The following is a 20,243-nucleotide window of genomic DNA, read 5'->3' on the forward strand; positions in this document are numbered from 1 at the left end:
GTGTCACTCGCGCTTTGGCAACAGTGCCTGGATTACCTGCAGGACGAGCTGAGTTCGCAGCAGTTCAATACGTGGATACGTCCACTGCAGGCCGAAGATAGTGAGGCTAACGAGCTGCGCTTGTTGGCACCTAACCGCTTTGTGCGCGATTGGGTGAGTGACAAGTACGCCAAGCGGATTAGCGAGCTGATGCGTGAGCTTGCCCCTTCGAAACCTCCCAAGGTTAGCCTCACGGTAGGTAGCCGTCAGCCGGCATCACCTGCCCCCCAACCCCGTGATCTGGGTAATCCGGTCTCAGCCTCTCCAGCTCCGCGTGGGTCGGCGGCTGTTCATACGCCACCACGCGGTGACATTGCTGATGAACGTGAAATCGATCAGCTACGCGAGGAAGGAGGTGGTTCAGACCGACGGACGAACGAGCGCCAAGTTCAGGTTGAGGGTGGCCTCAAGCATACTAGCGGGTTAAATCCTAATTTTACCTTCGACACCTTTGTCGAAGGTAAATCCAACCAACTCGCGCGTGCGGCCTCTCGCCAGGTCTCCGAAAACCCGGGTGGAGCCTATAACCCGCTGTTCTTGTATGGCGGCGTCGGGCTGGGTAAAACCCACTTGATGCATGCGGTGGGTAATGGTCTGGCGTTGCGTCGTGAAAATGCGCGCGTGGTCTACCTTCACTCAGAACGATTCGTGGCCGATATGGTGAAGGCACTACAGCTTAATGCCATCAATGATTTTAAGCGTTTTTACCGTAGCGTCGATGCGTTACTTATTGATGATATTCAGTTTTTTGCTGGAAAAGAGCGCTCGCAGGAAGAGTTCTTCCATACATTTAATGCGTTATTGGAAGGCGGTCAGCAAATGATTCTGACGTCGGATCGCTACCCCAAGGAAATCAGTGGCGTTGAAGAGCGCCTCAAGTCCCGCTTTGGGTGGGGCCTTACCGTCGCCATCGAGCCGCCTGAGTTGGAAACCCGTGTGGCCATCCTGATGAAAAAAGCCGATCAGGCCAAAGTCGACTTACCTCATGATGCGGCGTTCTTTATTGCCCAGAAGATTCGTTCGAACGTACGCGAGCTTGAGGGTGCCCTTAAAAAAGTGATTGCTGATTCGCACTTCATGGGCAAGACCATTACCCAGGATTTTATCCGCGAGTCGCTTAAAGACCTGTTGGCTCTCCAGGACAAGCAGGTGGGCGTCGATAATATCCAGCGCACGGTAGCTGAATATTACAAAATCAAGGTTGCCGATTTATTATCCAAGCGGCGTTCTCGGTCGGTTGCCCGGCCCCGTCAAGTCGCCATGGCGCTTGCCAAGGAATTGACCAATCACAGTCTGCCTGAGATTGGCGATGCGTTTGGCGGGCGTGATCACACGACAGTGTTGCATGCCTGTCGCAAGGTGAAAGCGCTGCAGGAAGAAAACGCCGATATTCGCGAAGACTATAAGAACCTGTTACGCCTACTGACCAGTTAAATCAACCAGGACGGACCTGTTTTAGCAGGTCTTTCAGGATAGACAACGGAGTATTGATGAAATTTTCGATTTCCCGAGAGGCGCTGCTACGTCCGCTTACCTTGGTAGCAGGGGTGGTAGAGCGTCGTCAGACATTGCCTGTTTTATCGAATGTGCTAATCCAAGTAGACGGTGATCAGGTGGCCCTGACGGGCACCGACCTGGAAGTCGAATTGGTCGGCCGCACTGTCGCCAGTCAGGTTGATCAGGAAGGCTCGGCAACCGTGCCGGCGCGCAAGTTGATGGATATTTGTAAGTCGCTGCCTGATCAATCAGACATACAGCTAGCGGTTGAAGAGGGTCGCGCTGTGCTGCGTAGTGGGCGGTCTCGCTTCACGCTGTCGACGCTTCCCGCTGCTGAATTTCCGTCTATCGAAGATGCTGAGGGCAGTCAGGAGCTAAGTGTTCCGCGCGGCACGCTTAAACACCTTATCGAAGCTACATCCTTCGCCATGGCGCAGCAGGACGTCCGCTATTATCTGAACGGTATGTTGCTTGAAATTCAGAGCAATCTGCTGCGCACCGTGGCCACTGACGGGCACCGTCTGGCGATGTGTTCGCGCCCGGTGGACGTGACGGTTGATCAGTCACAGAAGCTTATTGTGCCCCGTAAAGGGATTCTCGAATTGTCGCGTTTGCTTGATGATAGCGATGAGCCGGTGAGCTTGACGTTAGGGTCGACGCATGTAAGAGCTCACACGGGCGATTTTACGTTCACGTCCAAGCTGATTGACGGAAAATTCCCCGATTACGAGCGTGTGGTACCGCGCAATGGCGACAAGGTTTTAATTGCTGAGCGCGCTGAACTCCGCCAGGTACTCTCCCGCACCGCTATCCTGTCCAATGAGAAGTACCGTGGTGTGCGTCTTTATCTCGAAGAAAATAATCTCAAGGTAATGGCCAATAACCCTGAGCAGGAAGAAGCGGAAGAGAACATTGCCGTTGAGTACACGGGTTCGGCTATGGAAGTTGGTTTTAACGTCGGCTATTTGGTCGATGTGATGGGCGTATTGGACGAAGATCGCGTGCAAATCACCCTTGCAGACCCAAATAGCAGTGCGCTTCTGGAAGAGCCAGGTGGAGGTGATGCGCTCTACGTTGTCATGCCGATGCGTCTATAAGTCATCGACTTGCAATAATCAACCGAATGACGGCGCTTCTGGACATGGGCGCCGTTTCTACGTTTCAGGGCGCATAAAATAAGTGACGGGTGAATGGGTCTTCTTCAGCTTAATTTCGATGGTCTTCGCAACCTGCAGTCTGTGGATATGGCACCGTCGCCCGGTATCAACGTGATTAATGGCGTTAACGGAAGCGGTAAAACAAGCTTGCTGGAAGGCATTCATATCCTGGGCATGGGCAGGTCATTTAGAACGCGTCAGCTTAAACATGTGATCCAAGCTGGCGCGCCCTACGTGACGCTGTATGGCCGTTTGTCGGGAGACCCAGATGTCGCACTAGGGGTGCGTCGCTTGCGAGCCTCCAGTGAGCTGGAATTGCGCGTCAAGGGGGATAAGAATGCCCGTTTGGCAGACCTGGTGGAAGCCATGCCGCTTCAGCTCATCAATCCTGATGCTTTTCGTCTTTTGGAAGGTTCGCCCTCAGGACGTCGTGAATTCCTGGATTGGGGTGTGTTTCACGTGAAACATGGCTTTCTCGAAATATGGAAGCGAACGCGCCGAGCGTTGAAACATCGGAATGCCTTGTTGAGGCATGGTAGAATGGACCCTCAGGAATTTGCTATCTGGGAGCAAGAGTTTGCTAACTGGGGCGAGCAAATAGATACGCTAAGGCGTGCCTGGTTCGCTGAGTTTCTACCTGTATTTGAAGAAACCCTCGAACGGTTACTGCCACTACCTGGCTTAACGCTTCACTACGCGAGAGGCTGGGATAAAAAAAGGTCGCTGGCTGATGTGCTGCAGGCTAGCAGGGTGACCGATCAGCAGATGGGGTTTACTCAGCAAGGTCCTCAGCGCGCGGACTTGCGCATCAAGCTTAACAAGCAGCCTGCGATTGAAGTACTTTCCCGAGGCCAGCAGAAACTGGTGGTGAGTGCGCTCAAGTTAGCGCAGGGTCGGCTTCTGGAAAGAGCGTCAGAGCGGCATTGCATCTATTTAATTGACGATTTGCCAGCCGAGCTCGACAAGGAGCATCGGTTAAGGTTTTGTCAATTGCTCGAAGATATGCAGTGCCAAGTATTTATTACCAGCGTCGAACCTGAAGCTTTAAGGCAAACATGGCAGGCTCAAACCCGCGTTAGCATGTTTCACGTGAAACATACGGGCAATGGACTGAGCCAGTTGATGCCTGAAGGGTAGGCGACACGGATTTAGACAGACTTCACGACGGAGTGGTCAATGAGCGAGCAGGCTTACGATTCATCAAGCATCAAGGTGCTCAAAGGGCTGGATGCGGTACGCAAGCGTCCAGGCATGTACATCGGCGATACTGACGACGGCACCGGGCTGCACCACATGGTCTTCGAGTTGGTGGATAACTCCATCGATGAAGCCCTGGCTGGCCACTGTAGCGAAATCCGTGTGGTTATTCACCCTGATGAATCTGTCACGGTCAGCGATAATGGACGCGGTGTGCCCACCGAAATCCACGAAGGTGAGGGCGTATCGGCCGCGGAAGTTATCATGACCGTACTACACGCGGGCGGTAAGTTTGACGATAATTCGTATAAGGTCTCCGGGGGACTCCATGGCGTGGGTGTTTCCGTGGTCAACGCCTTGTCCGAAGAGCTTCGACTGACGATCTGGCGCCAGGGCGACGTTTACGAGCAGGTTTATCATCACGGTGTGCCTCAAGCACCCCTCGGCGTTGTGGGCACGACAGAAAAGAGTGGCACCCGGGTGCATTTCCGGCCTTCGCCGGAGACCTTCACAAGTATCGAATTCCACTACGATATTCTGGCGAAACGGCTAAGAGAGCTGTCCTTTCTGAATTCTGGCGTTGCCATCCGCTTGATGGATGAGCGCAGTGGAAAGGAAGAACTTTTCCATTACGAAGGCGGTTTGAAAGCGTTTGTTGACCACCTCAACCAGAATAAATCGGTACTCAACCCGGTGTTTCACTTCAACGCGGTTCGTGAAGATGGCATTGAAGTGGAAGTGGCCATGCAGTGGAACGACACTTTTACAGAGAGCATTTTCTGCTATACCAACAATATTCCCCAACGCGATGGCGGTGCCCACCTGGCAGGGTTTCGCGCCTCGTTGACGCGAACGCTAAACCATTACATTGAGGCTGAAGGTCTCCTCAAGAAAGCCAAGGTCAATACCTCGGGTGACGACGCGCGAGAAGGTTTGACCGCGATTATCTCGGTTAAAGTACCCGATCCGAAGTTTTCTTCGCAAACCAAGGACAAGTTGGTTTCTTCAGAAGTTAAAACGGCGGTCGAGCAAGAAATGGGTCGTCTGTTCTCTGACTATTTGATCGAGAAGCCGAACGAAGCCAAGGCGATTGTCAATAAGATGCTTGACGCAGCACGGGCGCGTGAAGCGGCGCGTAAGGCGCGGGATATGACACGCCGAAAAGGCGCGCTGGATATTGCCGGGCTGCCTGGTAAGCTTGCTGACTGCCAGGAGAAAGACCCTAGTCAGTCGGAGCTGTATCTGGTGGAGGGTGATTCGGCGGGCGGCAGTGCCAAGCAGGGCCGCGACCGTCGCACGCAGGCGATTCTGCCACTTAAAGGTAAAATTCTGAACGTCGAGAAAGCACGCTTCGACAAGATGCTCTCGTCAGCTGAAGTTGGCACGCTGATAACGGCGCTGGGCTGCGGTATTGGTCGGGAAGAGTTTAATCCCGACAAGTTACGCTACCACTCCATTATTATCATGACCGACGCCGATGTCGATGGCTCGCATATTCGAACGCTGCTGCTGACGTTCTTTTTCCGTCAGATGCCTGAGCTGATTGAGCGGGGTCATGTGTTTATCGCCCAGCCGCCGCTTTACAAGATCAAGCGTGGCAAGCAAGAGCTTTACCTCAAAGATGAGCAGGCGATGGTTGATTACCTAACGACCACGGCGCTGGATGGTGCCGGGCTTTATGTAAATGCCGATGCGCCAGGTATCGCCGGGTCGCAGCTAGAAGCGCTGGTTAACCAGTACCGCAATGTGATGAAGCGTATTGATCGTCTTGCTCGGGTATATCCCATCGAAGTGCTTAAGCAGGCTGTTCACGCCACCGCGCTTGAGGGCGAAGCAAGCCTTAAAGATCGCGTTACCATGGAAAACTGGATTGCCGAGTTGCAAAAAGCCATGGATGATATGGTGGCCTATGAAGGCGGTCCGCGTTATCAGTTTTATCTTCACGAAGACACTGAGCGTGGTCTTCACTTGCCCGCCGTATCTCTCATTGCTCATGGTGTCACCACCGAGTACGTATGGGGTCTGGATTTCTTCGAAAGTGCAGATTACCGCGCCATTGCGGGGCTGGGCAAGACAATCAACGGTCTTCTTGAAGAAGGGGCCTATATCGCTCGTGGCGAGCGCCAGAAGCCGGTTGCCCACTTCTCCGAGGTGCTGGCCTGGTTGATGCAGGAAGGTCAGCGTGGCCTCTCTGTGCAGCGTTACAAAGGCCTTGGCGAGATGAACCCGGAACAGCTCTGGGATACTACCATGGATCCCGATAGTCGTCGTATGCTGCGCGTTACCATCGAAGATGCGGTGGCGGCAGACATGATGTTCAACACCCTGATGGGCGATGAAGTTGAGCCACGGCGAAACTTTATTGAATCCAATGCGCTGGTGGCTAATATTGACATCTAGTGTGGTGTTTCACGTGAAACAGTAGGTGTTTGATTGATGAAAAACGCTGCTCGTTCGAGAGCAGCGTTTTTTTATGACAGAGGGTTTATCTCTTGTTGATCGCAGAGCCAATCAGCAAACTCGGCCAAGTCGCTATAGATTACTGCCTTCTCCAGGTCTACTTTCTTGTAGAGTGTTTTTTGCCCCTTACCCGTCTTGACCAGTACCGGGCGGCAACCAACCGCTTCACCTGCTTGTAGATCTCTCAAGCTATCACCGACCATCCAACTGCCTTCCAGGGTCTCCAGTCCCAGCTTTTTTTGTATTTCAACAAGCAGGCCTGGTAGCGGTTTGCGGCAATAGCAGTGGTCGTCAGGGCCATGTGGACAGTAGGCGATATGAGCAATTTGGCCACCCTTGGCATTTACCAGGGCGTGTAGGTGGTCGTGCATGGTTTGCAGTGTCGCATCATCGTAAAAACCGCGGGCTATGCCGGATTGGTTAGTGGCAACCGCAACGGTGAAACCCGCGCAGGATAGCTTGGCGATTGCTTCGATAGCGCCGGGTAGGGGGATCCATTCGCTCAAGGATTTAATGTAGGCGTCAGAGTCATGGTTGATAACGCCGTCGCGATCGAGAATAACCAACTGTTGAGTACTCGGCATAGGTGTCCTTACATGATGGATGCGCTTCCGCATTGACCCTAGATTGAAAGGTGATCAATTAAAGCGCGAATGTTTCACGTGAAACAGTGCCGTCGGTATAAAAAAAGCCCGGCGATTGAGTGCCGGGCTTTCCGCGATTTAAGCCGTTTCGGTTACCGGCTTGGAGTTACTGAGGCAATTGGGCAATGTCCGCCACTTCAAGGAAAAGCGCCTGAAGGCTGGCAAGTAAGGCAAGACGATTACGGCGAATCGCTTCGTAATCGGCCATTACCATTACCTGATCAAAGAAATTATCCACCGGCTCGCGCAGCATTGCCAACGCATCGAGCGCCTGCTGGTAATCGCCAGCGGCAAACAGCGGGGCCACCTCTTGCTGGCTGTTGGTTACCGCATTGAACAGTGCTTGTTCCGCCTGTTCTTGGAGCAGGCTCTGATCGACCTGGGTGCTGCCATCATGTTCCTGCTTGCTGAGAATATTAGAAACACGTTTATTGGCAGCGGCCAGGGCAGCGGCTTCTTCGCGCTGGGCGAAGGCTTTAACGGCACGCAGGCGGCGAGCGAAGTCGAGCGGCTTGGTTACCGGGCGGGCGCGAACAGCCAGGTACATTTCGGCGCTGATGCCTTCTTCCTGCCCCCAGGCGCGGAAACGATCCAGCATGTAGGTCAAGACGTCATCGACTAACCCATCCGCCTTCGGGAGGTCCTGGTACTGTTCGGTGGCCACGTTAAGCAGCTCCCGAAGATCGAGATTAAGCTCGCCTTTTACCAGGATGTTCAGCACACCGATAGAGGCGCGGCGCAACGCAAAGGGGTCTTTGGCGCCAGTCGGGCGCTGGCCAATACCGAAAATGCCGACCAGAGTGTCCAGACGATCAGCCAGCGCGAGTGCCTTGCCTGTTGCACTTTGAGGAATGGCATCGGTTGCGAAGCGGGGCAGGTACTGTTCTTCCAGTGCCTGGGCAACGTCGGCAGGTTCGCCATCCTGCTCGGCGTAGTAACGCCCCATGATGCCCTGGAGTTCAGGGAATTCCAGTACCATTTCGGTCACCAGGTCACACTTGGCAAGCGCAACGGCTCGTTGGGCGTGGGTGACGTCACCGCCAATCTTTCCGGCGATATAGCTCGCGATAGCGTTGCTGCGGCGGGCCTTGTCGGCAAGGGTCCCGAGCTGCTGCTGGAAGACCACGCTTTCAAGCTGCGGGATGCGCGAAGCAAGGGTACGCTTACGGTCGGTGTCGTAGAAAAACGCCGCATCGGCCAGGCGCGGGCGAATGACCTTTTCATTACCTGAAATCACCTGCTGGGGATCGGCGCTGTCGATGTTCGAGATGGTAATGAAAAGTGGTTTGAGCTTGCCCTGATCATCCAGTAGATGGAAATACTTCTGGTTGGCCTTCATGGAGGAGACCAGACATTCGGCAGGCACTTCGAGGAAACGTTCGTCAAAGCTGCCGGTCAGTGCCACGGGCCATTCAACCAAACCGCTGACCTCGACCAACAGGTCTTCGTCGATCACCGCGTTGGCTTCCTGTACTTCCGCCTCGGCTAGCACCTGCTCGCGGATGCGCTCCCGTCGCTGTTGCCGGTCGGCTAGCACATAAGCGTTTTCCAGCGCGCCAAGGTAGGCATCGGCATGCTCGAGCTGGATGGCATCCGGGGCATGGAAGCGATGGCCATAGGTGGTGCGGCTCGCTTGCAAGCCCAGTGCTTCGGCGGCGATGACATCACTGCCGTAAAGGGCCACAAGCCAGTGAACCGGACGGGAGAACTCAATTCGCGAGGTACCCCAGCGCATGTTCTTGGGCACCGGTAACGCGCTGATCGCTTTGCGCAGAATATCGGGCAGGAGTGCCTGCACGCTTTCACCCGGCTGATGTTCGCGAAAGCCAAGCCAGGTGCCTTTGTCGGTTTCCAGGTGGATCAGTTCATCCACGCTGACACCGCAGGAGCGGGCAAAGCCTTCCGCCGCCTTGGTGGGCGCACCGTCTTTGAAGGCGGCTGCCAGGGCTGGGCCACGGCGCTCGACTTCACGATCAGGCTGCTTGTCGGCGAGGCTTGTTACCTGCACTGCCAGACGGCGGGGTGTCGCATAAGCCTTAACTCCCTGAAAGGGAATATCGGCTTCCTGAAGGCCTTTTTCGACCCCAGCCGCGAAGGCATCTGAAAGCGCATCCAGTGCCGTCGGCGGAAGCTCTTCAGCGCCCAGTTCCAGTAGAAGCGTATCAACAGCCATTATGCGTCTCCCTGATCGGCAAGTAGTTCGTGGCGCAGTGATTCCGGGGCCATGGGGAAACCTTCAGCTTTGCGCGACTCAAAATAAGCAGTGGCGACGTCCCGTGCCATGGTACGAACGCGTAGAATAAAACGTTGGCGCTCGGTGACCGAAATGGCGTGACGCGCGTCTAACAAGTTGAACGTATGCGACGCCTTCAGCACCTGTTCATAAGCGGGCAGTGGAAGCTTGGCTGCCAGCAATTTGCTGCATTCTTTTTCCTGATGATCAAAGTTAGCAAACAACTGGTCAACGTCAGCGTGTTCGAAGTTATAAGCGGATTGCTCGCGTTCATTTTGCAGGTAAACGTCGCCGTAGCTGACTTCGCTGCCGTCGGGGGCAATGGCCCACACCAGATCATAGACGCTGTCGACGTTTTGCAGGTACATGGCGATGCGCTCGAGCCCGTAGGTCAGCTCGCCAGTAACCGGGTAACATTCGATACCGCCGGCCTGCTGAAAATAGGTAAACTGGGTGACTTCCATGCCATTCAGCCAGACTTCCCAGCCAAGCCCCCAGGCGCCGAGGGTAGGGGATTCCCAGTTGTCCTCAACGAAGCGCACGTCATGGATCAGCGGATCCAGCCCGAGGCGTTTTAATGAGCCAAGATACAGGTCCTGGAGGTTGCTGGGTGACGGCTTCATGACCACCTGAAATTGGTAGTAATGCTGCAGGCGGTTGGGGTTTTCGCCGTAGCGGCCATCTGTAGGGCGGCGAGACGGCTGGACATAGGCAGCGTTCCAGGTCTCCGGCCCAATGGCACGCAGGAAGGTGGCGGGGTGAAAAGTGCCTGCACCGACCTCCATATCGAGCGGCTGGAGAATCACGCAGCCTTGTTCTGCCCAATACTGTTGCAGCGCAAGGATCAAGCCTTGAAAGGTCGACACATCAGGCGTCGATTGGTTTGTCGAGACACTCATCGCGGAAAGCACCGTTGGCCATGAATTCATAAGCCGTCAAGTATACAATCCCAAGCAGATAGGTTATAGGCGCAAGAGCCAACAGAGCCGCTTTTGGTAAGGAGAATGAAATGATTGTCGTAACAGGCGGTGCCGGTTTTATTGGGGCCAACTTGGTCAAAGCACTGAACGCCCGCGGCCAAAACGATGTGATGGTCGTTGATGATCTTCGCGATGGCACCAAGTTCGTCAATTTGGCTGACTGCACGCTGGCGGATTATCTCGATAAAGACGATTTCCTCGCCAGGGTAAAAGTGGCATTGCGGGGTGAGCATGTCGATCTACCCAAGATCGATGCTATTTTCCATGAGGGCGCCTGTTCCGATACGACGGAGTGGGACGGTCACTACATGATGGAAAATAACTTCGAGTACTCCAAAGTGCTGCTAAATTACTGCGAGCAGCAGGGCATCCCCTTCTTGTACGCATCGTCAGCCGCCACCTATGGCGGCAGCGAGGTATTCAAAGAGGTGCCCGAGTGCGAAAAACCGCTTAACGTGTATGGCTACTCCAAGCTGCTGTTTGATCAACACGTGCGTGCTCGTTGGGATGAACTGACGACCCAGGTTGTGGGTTTTCGTTACTTCAATGTGTATGGCCCCAGAGAGCAGCATAAAGGCAAGATGGCCAGCGTGGCGTATCACCACCACCTGCAAATCCGTAATGGTGAAACCCTGAAACTGTTTGGCGCCTACGACGGCTATGATGCCGGTATGCAGAGCCGCGACTTTGTGTATGTGGGTGACGTTGTCGATGTGAACCTGTGGTTTCTGGATAACCCCAGTGCCTCGGGTATTTTCAACTTGGGCACCGGCCGCGCGGAGCCATTCAAGGCGATTGGCGAAGCGGTTATCGATTTCTATGCCAAAGGGCAAATCGATTACATTGATTTCCCAGAAGAACTGAAAGGGCGTTATCAAAGCTATACCCGTGCCGACATCAGTAATCTGCGGGAAGCCGGTTGCGATGTCGAATTTAAAACCGTTGCTCAGGGTGTCAAAGCGTATCTGGAGTGGCTCAATGGCTAATTCTGCGATGCGGCTGCTGGTCATCGGACCTTCCTGGGTGGGCGATATGGTGATGGCCCAGAGCCTGTTCATGACCCTTAAAGCACGTTATCCCCATGCGACCATCGGCGTGGTCGCACCGGCATGGTCACAGCCCATTTTGGAGCGAATGCCCGAGGTGGATGAGGTGCTGCCCCTGGCGGTAGGCCACGGCGAATTTGGTCTTGCCAGTCGGCGTGAACTTGCCAATCGTCTGAAAGGGCGTTTTGATCGGGCGATTGTGCTACCCCGGTCCTGGAAAGCCGCATTGGTGCCCTTTATGGCACGTATTCCCGAGCGTATCGGCTTTCTCGGAGAGCATCGCTATGGTCTGTTAAAAGAGCGCCGCAAGCTTGATAAACAAGTACTGGATCAAACCGTGAAGCGGTTCGTCTCGTTAGGCTTGCCGCTTGATGAGGCGGCCACAGGGGATTTTGCGATCCCCAAGCCGCGCCTGTCTATTGACCGGGATAACCTGGTCAATTTACGTCTGGCCAATATGCTTTCATCCCGCCCGGCGATAGGCATGATGCCGGGGGCTGAGTATGGGCCGGCGAAACAGTGGCCACTCGACTACTTTCATCAATTAGCCAAAAAGCTTATCGCCGATGGCTATGAAATACGTGTGTTTGGCGGACCCAAAGACCATGATGGCGCTAACACGATTGTTGAGGGGCTCCCTCAGGCTCACAATCTATGCGGTAAAACGGCTCTGGCGGACGCGGTAGACCTGCTTGCCGACTGTCGCCAGGTCGTGACCAATGACTCGGGTCTTATGCACGTAGCGGCCGCCGTCGGTGTGCGGATACATGCGCTTTATGGTTCTTCTTCGCCTGCTTATACGCCACCGCTTACCGATAATGCAGTAATTCATTATCTTGGACTTTCCTGCTCACCGTGTTTTGAGCGTACTTGCCCATTGGGCCACACTAACTGCTTAAATGAGTTACACGTAGAATCTGTCTACCAGGCAATTTTGGCCGACCGTCAGCGTGAAAAAGTGATCGTCAACGCATAATATCGACTTCATCTGTTCGGTCTGCCGGCGTTTCAATCACCTGTTCCAGTGGAGGAGAGCTGGTTTCCTGGCGCTGGGGTGCCAGTCCCTCCCACAGACGGTGCTGCAAGGCGGTTTCCTCTCGTAAGTGTTCATTCAAGGTGTCCAGGCCATGACGTTCCATCAGGGTGTCCTGGTCGCTCAGCAGCGAGACACCCAGTCCCGCACGGTGTCCATCCAATGTGAAGTCGAGAGCCTCAAGAATCGTGGGGAAGGCATCCAACATAGTGGCATCACGCTGTATTCGCTGGGGAGATAAATGATCGCCGAGTAGAATAAAGGTGTTTTCACGGTCCATCGTGGTCAACTCGTCCCATACCGATACGCGCATGGTGAGGTGATCACTCATGATCGCAACGATGGTGTCATCCAATAACCCTTCATTGTCCAGGCGATCAATCAGATCGCGTGCCAGCCAGGCAGAACACTCAACTGAATAAAGGATGTCTTGCTCATCAAAAGGGCCTTGGCGTTCGCGACAGCGCTGAGCAGGAAATCCGTTGGGTGCGTGGCCTGTAATGCTCAGCGTCACCACTCCCCAGGGGCCATCATCCGCCTCGTTAAGGCGGCGAATTTCATCAACCGTTATGTCATAAAGGCTGTCGTCGTAGATTCCCCAACTGTTGACGTAGTCCGGGTCATCGAGTCGATGTACGAGTTCTTCCTTGCCTTGAACGCTTTGAAACTGATGCCCGCGGTAGAACAGTCCTTTACCGGCAAACTCCGTGCTAGCCCCACCCAAGTAGCTGAGTCGGTATCCTTGGGCGGCTAGAATATCGCCCAGGCAGTCAATACCTGGAACAACACTCTGCAGTGGCTCGAACTGGCTGTCGTGGAGAAGCCCTGCAGGCATCAGGGGAACACCGCACTGACTGGCGATCATACCGGCCATGGTCCAGCCGGTATTCTCCATTTGTCGGACACCCTCAAAGACAACGCCCCGCTCACCTAGGAGGTTGAGGTCATCGTAAGCATCACCAAACTGAGCGGCATCATAAGTGCGTTCGATGCTTTCTAAATAAAGCACAAGTAAGTTAGGGGCTTCTTCCTGATCAGATGTGGGTGGCGCTACATAGCGATGATCCAGCCAATCAGCATCGTCGGCCACCACGGCCGCACTGCGCTGGCCCAGGCCGAAGAGTAAAGGATTACTGGCGAGCAACCCAATCGCCAGGAATCGCTCCATCAATCGCCAACGCTGATCATGCCGCGACAACCAGGTGACAGAAGCCAATACGGCGAGCATACCCAGGGTATACACAATGGCAGTGAGCATTTTCCCTGCCCCGCCGTGTTCTGCCATGCCTGCCTGCAGATGGAAAAACACAGCCCCCAAGTCGACATTGCCGAAGCTGTCTGCCAGGTAGATATAAATGCCCCATAGACTTAACGGCGCAAGTGACCACGGCCATACGTTTCGATAACGTGCATTGAGAGGGCGCCCCCAGCGTAACTTTATACCGACGCCTACCCATACGGTGGCAAACAGGAACAGCGTCCACCAGGGCAGGCGAGTTAGCACGGTGATCGCATAGCCAAGGGAGAGACCGATCAGGGTGACGGCAACGACGGCTAACCTAGCGTTATCCAGTTTAGTGAAAAGGCGATGATGTATGATGACATTTACCTGATATAAATAGTGAGAAACAAACTACAGCAAGACTGATGATTGATGTTAATAATAGCGTTAATGAGAGAAAAGTTGATGGGTACGCTCGAAATATTTTTGCATAATTAAAAGACCAATCAAGCGTTCTTTTTCGGTATTCATAAATTGAGCTACGTAACGGTTGGCATTGCTAATAACCTCTTTTGCTTCGCAGGGGTGTTCCCGGTAGTAGATGACTTTATCTTCAAGGTCCGAGTAATCATCCTTGAGTAGTACATAGTGATAGCCAGGCAGCAACGTGCCTTCCATGAACCATGTTTCAAAACTTGGTCGTCTCATGAAGCACAGTGAGTTAGAGGACATTATCCATTTGAGGTTTGTGGCAACATCCTTGCCTTCTATACTCAACACAAATTTGTACTTCAACTGCTCCGGGACCGACATAAAATGTTTATGCCAAGGCTGGCCGAGCGCATTTTTGTGAATGTCGCCCACATTACATAGCGAGTGATCATAAAACTTGCGTACAAATTCACGTCGATGATCTTGATTGCAAGAACCCCGCCAGACCAAATAATCAAGCTTGTCATCGTAGCTGTAAGGATCTTTCACCATATAGTAGTGACGAACACCATTTAACTTGAGCAAAACTGAGTTTTGATTAAGATCATTTATGGGTCGACTCTTAACGATAGTAGGCACATCTGGCACGACGGTTACATCGCCAAAGAGATAGAAAAAACGTGACTCAGGAGGAAAGTAGCGCAACACGCTAAGCAAGTCCAGATAATAAGTGCCACTTTTTTCGCGCTTAAAATTAGATAAACAGGTTGCTTGCTCAGGAAGGTCGATGCCTTTATTCAATTTGTTACAGTAATTAACACGATAAAGTATGTTCTGCTGATCCTCCTTAGATAAGTTCTCTAAAGACCGAAACAAGCTTTCCCTTTTCCGCTGAAGAAAAGCTCTTGGGATAAGGTGATGGATAGTCTGCTGCGAATAAAATCTTAACTTGTGAAGATTTTTATGTGCTTTTGCAGACATGGTAAGCATAATATTAATTCACTATTGATTGATAGAGATGCCAGTAAGATTCAGCCATTGTCTGAGGACTATATTGATCTAAATTCTTAGTAGCTCCTTTAGTCAATCGTTGACGAAGATCTGAATTATCCTTTAATTGTAAAATACCGTTAGCCAGTGCATCAGCATCGCCGGAAGGTATAAGTAAGCCTGTCTGATCATGCTTTACGATATCGGGTATGCCACCAACATCGGTAGCGATGACGGGAACGCCTAACTGCATGACATCCAGAATAACGGAGCCCAAGCCTTCATTGCGCGACGGAAATGCAAATACATCCAGCCCAGCAAGATAATCGGCAATATTGCTTTTAAAACCAAGCCAGGAAACATTTTGGAGCGACGAGTACTCTTCTTTCAACGTCTCTGCGTCTTTGCCATCACCTAAGAAAACAAACTGTATATCAGGTGCTTGATGCTCAAGCGTGAGTGCGGCCTGCAATAGAACGCGTTGTCCCTTATGACGATCAACCACAGCGCCTGCGTGACCCACCAAAAACTTATCCGCAAAATCCTCGCGAAAGCTATTGGTTGCCTCAGGCGAGGGCATCAAATGAGCATAGGCACTTGGTATTAAGGTTACGTTGCCCCAATGGTTGTCTTCTAAAAGACGCTTTATAACCTGAGAAAGGGCAACTCTGGCGGATGCATGCGAGTAACTTTGCTGGTTAAACCACTTTCGTTTAACAGGCGCATCAACGCGACGAGTAATTAAATAGGGCGTGCCTTTTAAACGATAGTGCAAATAGGCCCAATGAACGCCTTTTGCATCGTGGGCATGTACCAGCTGAGTGTCGTCGAGCGATGTCTCGCCGAGATGAACGTGTCCAGCCAACTGATGATTGGCCGTTTGAAAATCGAGTTTCGCTACACCATGCAGGTGTTGACGCATGGGAGAATCATGGCGGCAAACCAGTGTTTGTGAAAGGTCGTTGTATGACTGCTCTGCCAATGTCTTGATTAATAACTCAGTTTGGCGTTCGCCGCCACGAAAGCCACGCGCCAAATTGACATGAGTAATGTGCATTAATCACCAAACCTTATTAAAATCTTCCGCTTCAAGCACTTTGGGATCGCGCTGATACTCGAGTAGCTTGGCATACTTTAAATAACTATTGAGCCCTGCGCTGATCGCAACGGTCATACCATCAACCCCGCCCAAAAAGCCGCGCTGGAATAGATATTTACGCACAAACGCATTCAGGCCATGTGCAAACGGTGAAAAAGCATTGGCCCGCTTTCCTTTCTGAAACATGATCTTGGCCGCGCGACCGCTGAAATTGCGCCCTGGCTTGGCAAACAGCTGACCCAGATTATCAAATGAGAGATGTATCATATCTGCATTAAGTCGCTTTGGATTGGCGGCGATGACTCTCGCATGCTGCTTGACGTCCGCAAAACGTGCATGGCGATGGTTGTAGAGTCGAATACAGTAATCTGGATACCAGCCGCAGACTTTGATCCAGCGCGACCCAATCATATTGCGTCGGCGAAACGCGAAGGCATCGTGCTCGGTTGCAGCAAGGTTGAGCTGACGAATTGCTTCGACCAATTCTGGCGTCAGGCGTTCATCGGCGTCCAGACTCAGAACCCAGTCATACTTGACATGTTCAAGCGCGACATTTTTCTGAATGCCGTCGCCCAAGTATGCCTGATGTACCACCCTGGCACCCAGCTCGGTCGCTATCGCCACGGTTCGATCCTGGCTGCCGGAATCTACCACAACAACGTCATCACAAACTTGGTGAGCGGAAGCAATACAGTCCGCAATATTGGCTTCTTCGTTAAAGGTAATAATATTAGCCGATATCATGAAACGGGCATCTCTTGCAGAAAGGCGGAAGTAATGTGCGCTGGAGAAAAACGCTCCAGCCAACGTTCATCAATAGCGTAGCCGTCAGCTTCAAGAATGCCATCAACGCGGGCTGCTAACGCCTCTGGTGTCATTTCACAAAGGTAAGCTTCCAACTCACCTTTCATGATATCACGTACCCCGCCTGGACAATCGACAGAGACAATGGGGGTTTGGCAGGCCAGCGCTTCGAGCAGTACGATACCAAGCCCTTCATGTGCTAGCTCAGGATAAATAAACCAGCATGATGCATCCAGGGGTACGGATTTAATTGGCGGCTCGCAAAAGTAACTCGTGCCGCAATGTGATCAGGACTGACATTGTGTATGAAGCCAGTTTCGCTGAGTACTGAAGCCAAACGGAACCACTTTCGATCTCCCGTTGCCACAGGCTTATATTAACGCCTGATGAAGCTCGCTGCACGTCAGGCATCGCTTGGGATTGGATATAATGGTGGTTAGCCACCAAGGGTGGCTGTTGGGGCTCGTTAAAAATGCAACTAAGGATATAGCGGGAAAGCTGGGCTATACATGCCATAGGTGAGTAAGCTTCCCGCTAATCTGTTAGCTTTTTATCCTATGTATTTATTTTTCGGAATGAATTTTTTAGAGTAATTAACTGTTTTTCATGTGAATGGTTTTTGGCCAAAATGGCTAGCTCTTTGCCAAGGTTTTTATGATCTTCAGAAGTTAATATTGAAACTGCACGCTCAGCCCATTTTTCACTGTTGTAGTCCTCTAGAATCAAGTCTTTGAAGTGATCTTCTAAAATCTCTGAAGCGCCGACCCATGAGGAAACAAGTGTTGGCGTGCCACATGCCATTGCTTCAAGAGCTACTCGCCCAAATTCCTCTATGTGCGCTGGAAGCAAGAAGAGATCAAGAGCACCGTAGAGTTTCGTGACATTATGTGTCGTTGTTCGCCAGGTAAACTGATCTTCTATACCATTATCTGTAGCTAGCTGCTGATATTCTTGCATGTTGTCTTTGCCGACAACTAAAAAATGACAACGATGCGGAATTTTTTCATTTATTAATTTGCAGATGTTTATAAAACCACTAACATTGCGTTTCTTGAAATTTCCCGAAGTTATAAGCCCAATCAATAGCTTATCGTCACAGATATTTAACTCTCTGCGGGCCGAGTTGCGGTATTTCTGTGCTTTCTCTATGTTGAAAAAATCAGCGTCATAACAGGGGTAAATAACTTCAATTTTATTATCTGGTATGTCATAGCGTTCTCTTAGATCGTTAGCCATCAGAAATGAGTTTGCAACTACCAAATTGTAGTTTCTTTTGGATAAGACATAGTCGTGTATGGAGCCTGTCTCATGTTTTTCTGGCAGTAGCATCCCGCTAATTCGGTCGCTTGCTAAATGAACGCAGTTATGCATATATATTACGTCAGTGCTTTCAGCATCTCCATGGCTAATTAGTAAATCAGGAGACTTGATTTTGCACCATGCCTTAACAAGTCGATTAAACCAAAAACGCCGGAATGGTCCTTTTATTGGCCAGCGCGGAAGCTTTACAAGCTTCGCACCTTGCTGTTTTGCATTCTGGCGATTTCCTCTCTCTGCAAGGATAATAACGTTGTACCCAAGCTCTGAAAGAGCTTTTGTTTGTTCGAAAGCATTACGGCTCGCCCCCGTGTTTTTTTCAACTTGGCGAATAGCGATAGCGGCTAAAGGACGTGTTTTTTTTGCCAGCATTTGATAATCCATATTTTAACAAGGCTAACTATGTATTTTGCTCGAAAAAGTAACCTTTTTCCAATTCCGCTTGGTCAGTAGAAGCGCGGTACCCACTACTCGGTTTCGGTGGCCTGGAGAAAAAGGCTACTGCCGCGTCCTGATGCGTTGTCTATGACAAAATCGCGCTCGCATCAATAACAGGCACTGAGGATAGCCACATCTGGTAGGTTTGTCGTGGGTATCAGCAAGAACAGTCGACTGCTCAAAAAGGTTGATGTGCCCATGATGCTGATGCGCATAACCCAATAGCATATAGAAGGGAAAATGGCGAAGACGTTCGGTTTCTCGTATCAGGCTCACTGCTGGAAATACCCGCTTCGCGTGGTGGCCCTTCTGGAAAAAGATGCAAAATTGGAGGCGAGCACCCTCCGATAACGTTGCAATTGGAACTTGAGGCCACGCATGTAATATTTCAGAGATAATGTTGTATTTTAAACGGTGTAAGAATCTGACTTGGCCGGAGGGTTATACTAGCAGAGCCCTGTTTGGTAATTTGAACGTTGGGTGTGCTCTGTTTAGCAACATTGGGCTGGGCGGTATCACAGTGATATCGTCGAGTATGAGTGACATTATTTATGGCATGTGCTTTGTTCGGTATGGCTAGGTCGGTGTGACCTTCGTGAATAAGGTGTTATTTCGAGCTTCTTGTCGTTTACTGCCTAAGCCCCTGATGGCGAATTTTTTATTATTAGTGAGGCTGAACAACAAACTCACTTATCGCAATGGAGTCATAGTGCCACGTCAATTACCCGTACCCCCTGGAGGAGAGCCAGCATTTTCCTCACTTATTAACGATCGGATGTACTGGCCAGTTCAGCGTGCCCGTCTCCAGGCGGCTGTGCTCGATGGTTTTCAGAGAGTAATAGGTAACCCCTGCGAGCGCGTGGTCTTCGGTTTATGGAAGTACAGCTTGCCTGGGAACACTTGGGTGACAAAGCTTGGCTTGCCACGCCGTGCAGTTGAGCAAGAGCTAGACTTTCGTCTAAGCCTTCACGTCGCTCCACGTGAATTGATCTGTATTCGCGATTGGCGTCGGCTTCCCAAGCGTCTGCGTCCGTCATCCTCGGCGTTTATTTGGGATGGTGATTGGGACCTGCAACGAGGGGATCTGCGCTATGGCTCGCGCTACCGTTTCATCAGTGATTTGAATGCACATCATGATGACCTAACGGGGTGTGATGCATTTAAACGCCTAAAGACCCGTCTGGATGATGGGCGTCCCTGGTCCTCCTACCGACAAGGTTTTCTTCTGGACTCGGAAGAACGCATTCTCGCCTACCTGCGCGTCTACTTGAACTTCATGGATGATATGAAGCGTAATGGTTTTGACCAGGATAGAGGCAAAGATGAATTAGGCGTTGTGGTAAGCAGAGACGGTCGTTTGATAAAAATAAACCGTGGCTTACATCGGCTTGCCATGGCGCAATACTTAGGCTTGCCGACGGTGCCAGTGAAAGTGAAAGCGGTCCATATGGAGTGGTGGGAAAAAGTAACCCAGAATACACATGGTGCTGAAGCGCTTGATCGCGTGGTGGAAGAACTGCAACATTGTGAGCCGGAAACCGAGCCGAGCCCCCGAGATCTTGAGCAAACCCCTGAAAACTTTACGTGGCCATCCAAGAAAGTCTAGATCAACGTTTTACACGATCGCCGTGAAGGATGTGATAGTCAGCGACTGT

16 protein-coding genes are annotated in these 20,243 nt (G+C 51.8%); 7 read left to right on the top strand and 9 right to left on the bottom strand.

Going from position 1 to position 20,243, the window contains the following annotated elements:
* The 4 genes from dnaA (at window position 1) to gyrB (ending at window position 6,290) form a co-directional block, all read left to right on the top strand.
* Complete coding sequence (dnaA, locus tag HXW73_RS00005; protein ID WP_186254343.1) at window positions 1-1,473, top strand: chromosomal replication initiator protein DnaA; 1,473 nt, start codon at window positions 1-3, stop codon at window positions 1,471-1,473.
* A 56-nt stretch (window positions 1,474-1,529) separates the two neighbouring features.
* Window positions 1,530-2,633 (top strand): DNA polymerase III subunit beta, encoded by a 1,104-nt coding sequence (gene dnaN / locus HXW73_RS00010; protein WP_066315588.1) that lies wholly within the window; start codon window positions 1,530-1,532, stop codon window positions 2,631-2,633.
* A 93-nt stretch (window positions 2,634-2,726) separates the two neighbouring features.
* Entirely contained in the window at window positions 2,727-3,830 is a 1,104-nt protein-coding gene (gene recF / locus HXW73_RS00015) for a DNA replication/repair protein RecF (protein ID WP_186254344.1), read from the top strand.
* A 39-nt stretch (window positions 3,831-3,869) separates the two neighbouring features.
* Entirely contained in the window at window positions 3,870-6,290 is a 2,421-nt protein-coding gene (gene gyrB, locus HXW73_RS00020; RefSeq protein WP_186254345.1) for a DNA topoisomerase (ATP-hydrolyzing) subunit B, read from the top strand.
* Between the two features lie 71 nt (window positions 6,291-6,361).
* Here gyrB and gmhB read toward each other — a convergent pair whose 3' ends face one another.
* The 3 genes from gmhB to glyQ form a co-directional block, all read right to left on the bottom strand.
* Window positions 6,362-6,934: a D-glycero-beta-D-manno-heptose 1,7-bisphosphate 7-phosphatase gene (gmhB, locus tag HXW73_RS00025; protein ID WP_186254346.1), complete on the bottom strand. Its 573-nt coding sequence runs from the start codon at window positions 6,932-6,934 to the stop codon at window positions 6,362-6,364.
* 166 nt (window positions 6,935-7,100) lie between these two features.
* Window positions 7,101-9,167: a glycine--tRNA ligase subunit beta gene (gene glyS / locus HXW73_RS00030; RefSeq protein WP_186254347.1), complete on the bottom strand. Its 2,067-nt coding sequence runs from the start codon at window positions 9,165-9,167 to the stop codon at window positions 7,101-7,103.
* Window positions 9,167-10,126 carry a glycine--tRNA ligase subunit alpha gene (gene glyQ / locus HXW73_RS00035; protein WP_186255857.1) on the bottom strand — a complete coding sequence of 320 codons (960 nt, stop codon included), beginning with the start codon at window positions 10,124-10,126 and terminating at the stop codon, window positions 9,167-9,169. The genes glyS and glyQ overlap by 1 nt, the downstream gene beginning before the upstream one ends.
* A gap of 110 nt (window positions 10,127-10,236) precedes the next feature.
* Here glyQ and rfaD point away from each other — a divergent pair, with 110 nt between their 5' ends.
* Window positions 10,237-11,193: an ADP-glyceromanno-heptose 6-epimerase gene (rfaD, locus tag HXW73_RS00040; RefSeq protein ID WP_186254348.1), complete on the top strand. Its 957-nt coding sequence runs from the start codon at window positions 10,237-10,239 to the stop codon at window positions 11,191-11,193.
* The gene (waaF, locus tag HXW73_RS00045; RefSeq protein ID WP_186254349.1) at window positions 11,186-12,229 is read left to right on the top strand and encodes a lipopolysaccharide heptosyltransferase II; all 1,044 of its coding nucleotides are present in this window, start codon (window positions 11,186-11,188) and stop codon (window positions 12,227-12,229) included. Before rfaD ends, waaF begins: the two co-directional genes overlap by 8 nt.
* Here waaF and HXW73_RS00050 read toward each other — a convergent pair.
* The 6 genes from HXW73_RS00050 to HXW73_RS00075 form a co-directional block, all read right to left on the bottom strand.
* The gene (locus HXW73_RS00050) at window positions 12,219-13,790 is read right to left on the bottom strand and encodes a sulfatase-like hydrolase/transferase (RefSeq protein WP_240538674.1); all 1,572 of its coding nucleotides are present in this window, start codon (window positions 13,788-13,790) and stop codon (window positions 12,219-12,221) included. The two genes, waaF and HXW73_RS00050, sit on opposite strands and share 11 nt — an antisense overlap.
* Window positions 13,791-13,955: 165 nt before the next feature.
* Complete coding sequence (locus tag HXW73_RS00055; RefSeq protein ID WP_186254350.1) at window positions 13,956-14,930, bottom strand: glycosyl transferase family 90; 975 nt, start codon at window positions 14,928-14,930, stop codon at window positions 13,956-13,958.
* Between the two features lie 4 nt (window positions 14,931-14,934).
* Window positions 14,935-15,987 carry a glycosyltransferase family 4 protein gene (locus HXW73_RS00060; protein ID WP_186254351.1) on the bottom strand — a complete coding sequence of 351 codons (1,053 nt, stop codon included), beginning with the start codon at window positions 15,985-15,987 and terminating at the stop codon, window positions 14,935-14,937.
* Between the two features lie 3 nt (window positions 15,988-15,990).
* A complete protein-coding gene (locus HXW73_RS00065; RefSeq protein ID WP_240538675.1) occupies window positions 15,991-16,836 on the bottom strand; it encodes a glycosyltransferase family 2 protein in 846 nt (281 codons plus the stop codon).
* Window positions 16,770-17,084, bottom strand: coding sequence for a glycosyltransferase (locus HXW73_RS00070; RefSeq protein ID WP_342211950.1), 315 nt, complete (start codon window positions 17,082-17,084; stop codon window positions 16,770-16,772). Before HXW73_RS00070 ends, HXW73_RS00065 begins: the two co-directional genes overlap by 67 nt.
* Window positions 17,085-17,388: 304 nt before the next feature.
* Window positions 17,389-18,522 (bottom strand): glycosyltransferase family 4 protein, encoded by a 1,134-nt coding sequence (locus tag HXW73_RS00075; protein WP_186254352.1) that lies wholly within the window; start codon window positions 18,520-18,522, stop codon window positions 17,389-17,391.
* Window positions 18,523-19,297: 775 nt separating this feature from the next.
* Here HXW73_RS00075 and HXW73_RS00080 point away from each other — a divergent pair.
* Window positions 19,298-20,194: a hypothetical protein gene (locus tag HXW73_RS00080; protein WP_186254353.1), complete on the top strand. Its 897-nt coding sequence runs from the start codon at window positions 19,298-19,300 to the stop codon at window positions 20,192-20,194.
* The last annotated feature ends 49 nt before the right edge of the window (window positions 20,195-20,243 follow it).

The organism is Halomonas sp. SH5A2 (genome assembly GCF_014263395.1).
Classification (GTDB): Bacteria; Pseudomonadota; Gammaproteobacteria; order Pseudomonadales; family Halomonadaceae; genus Vreelandella.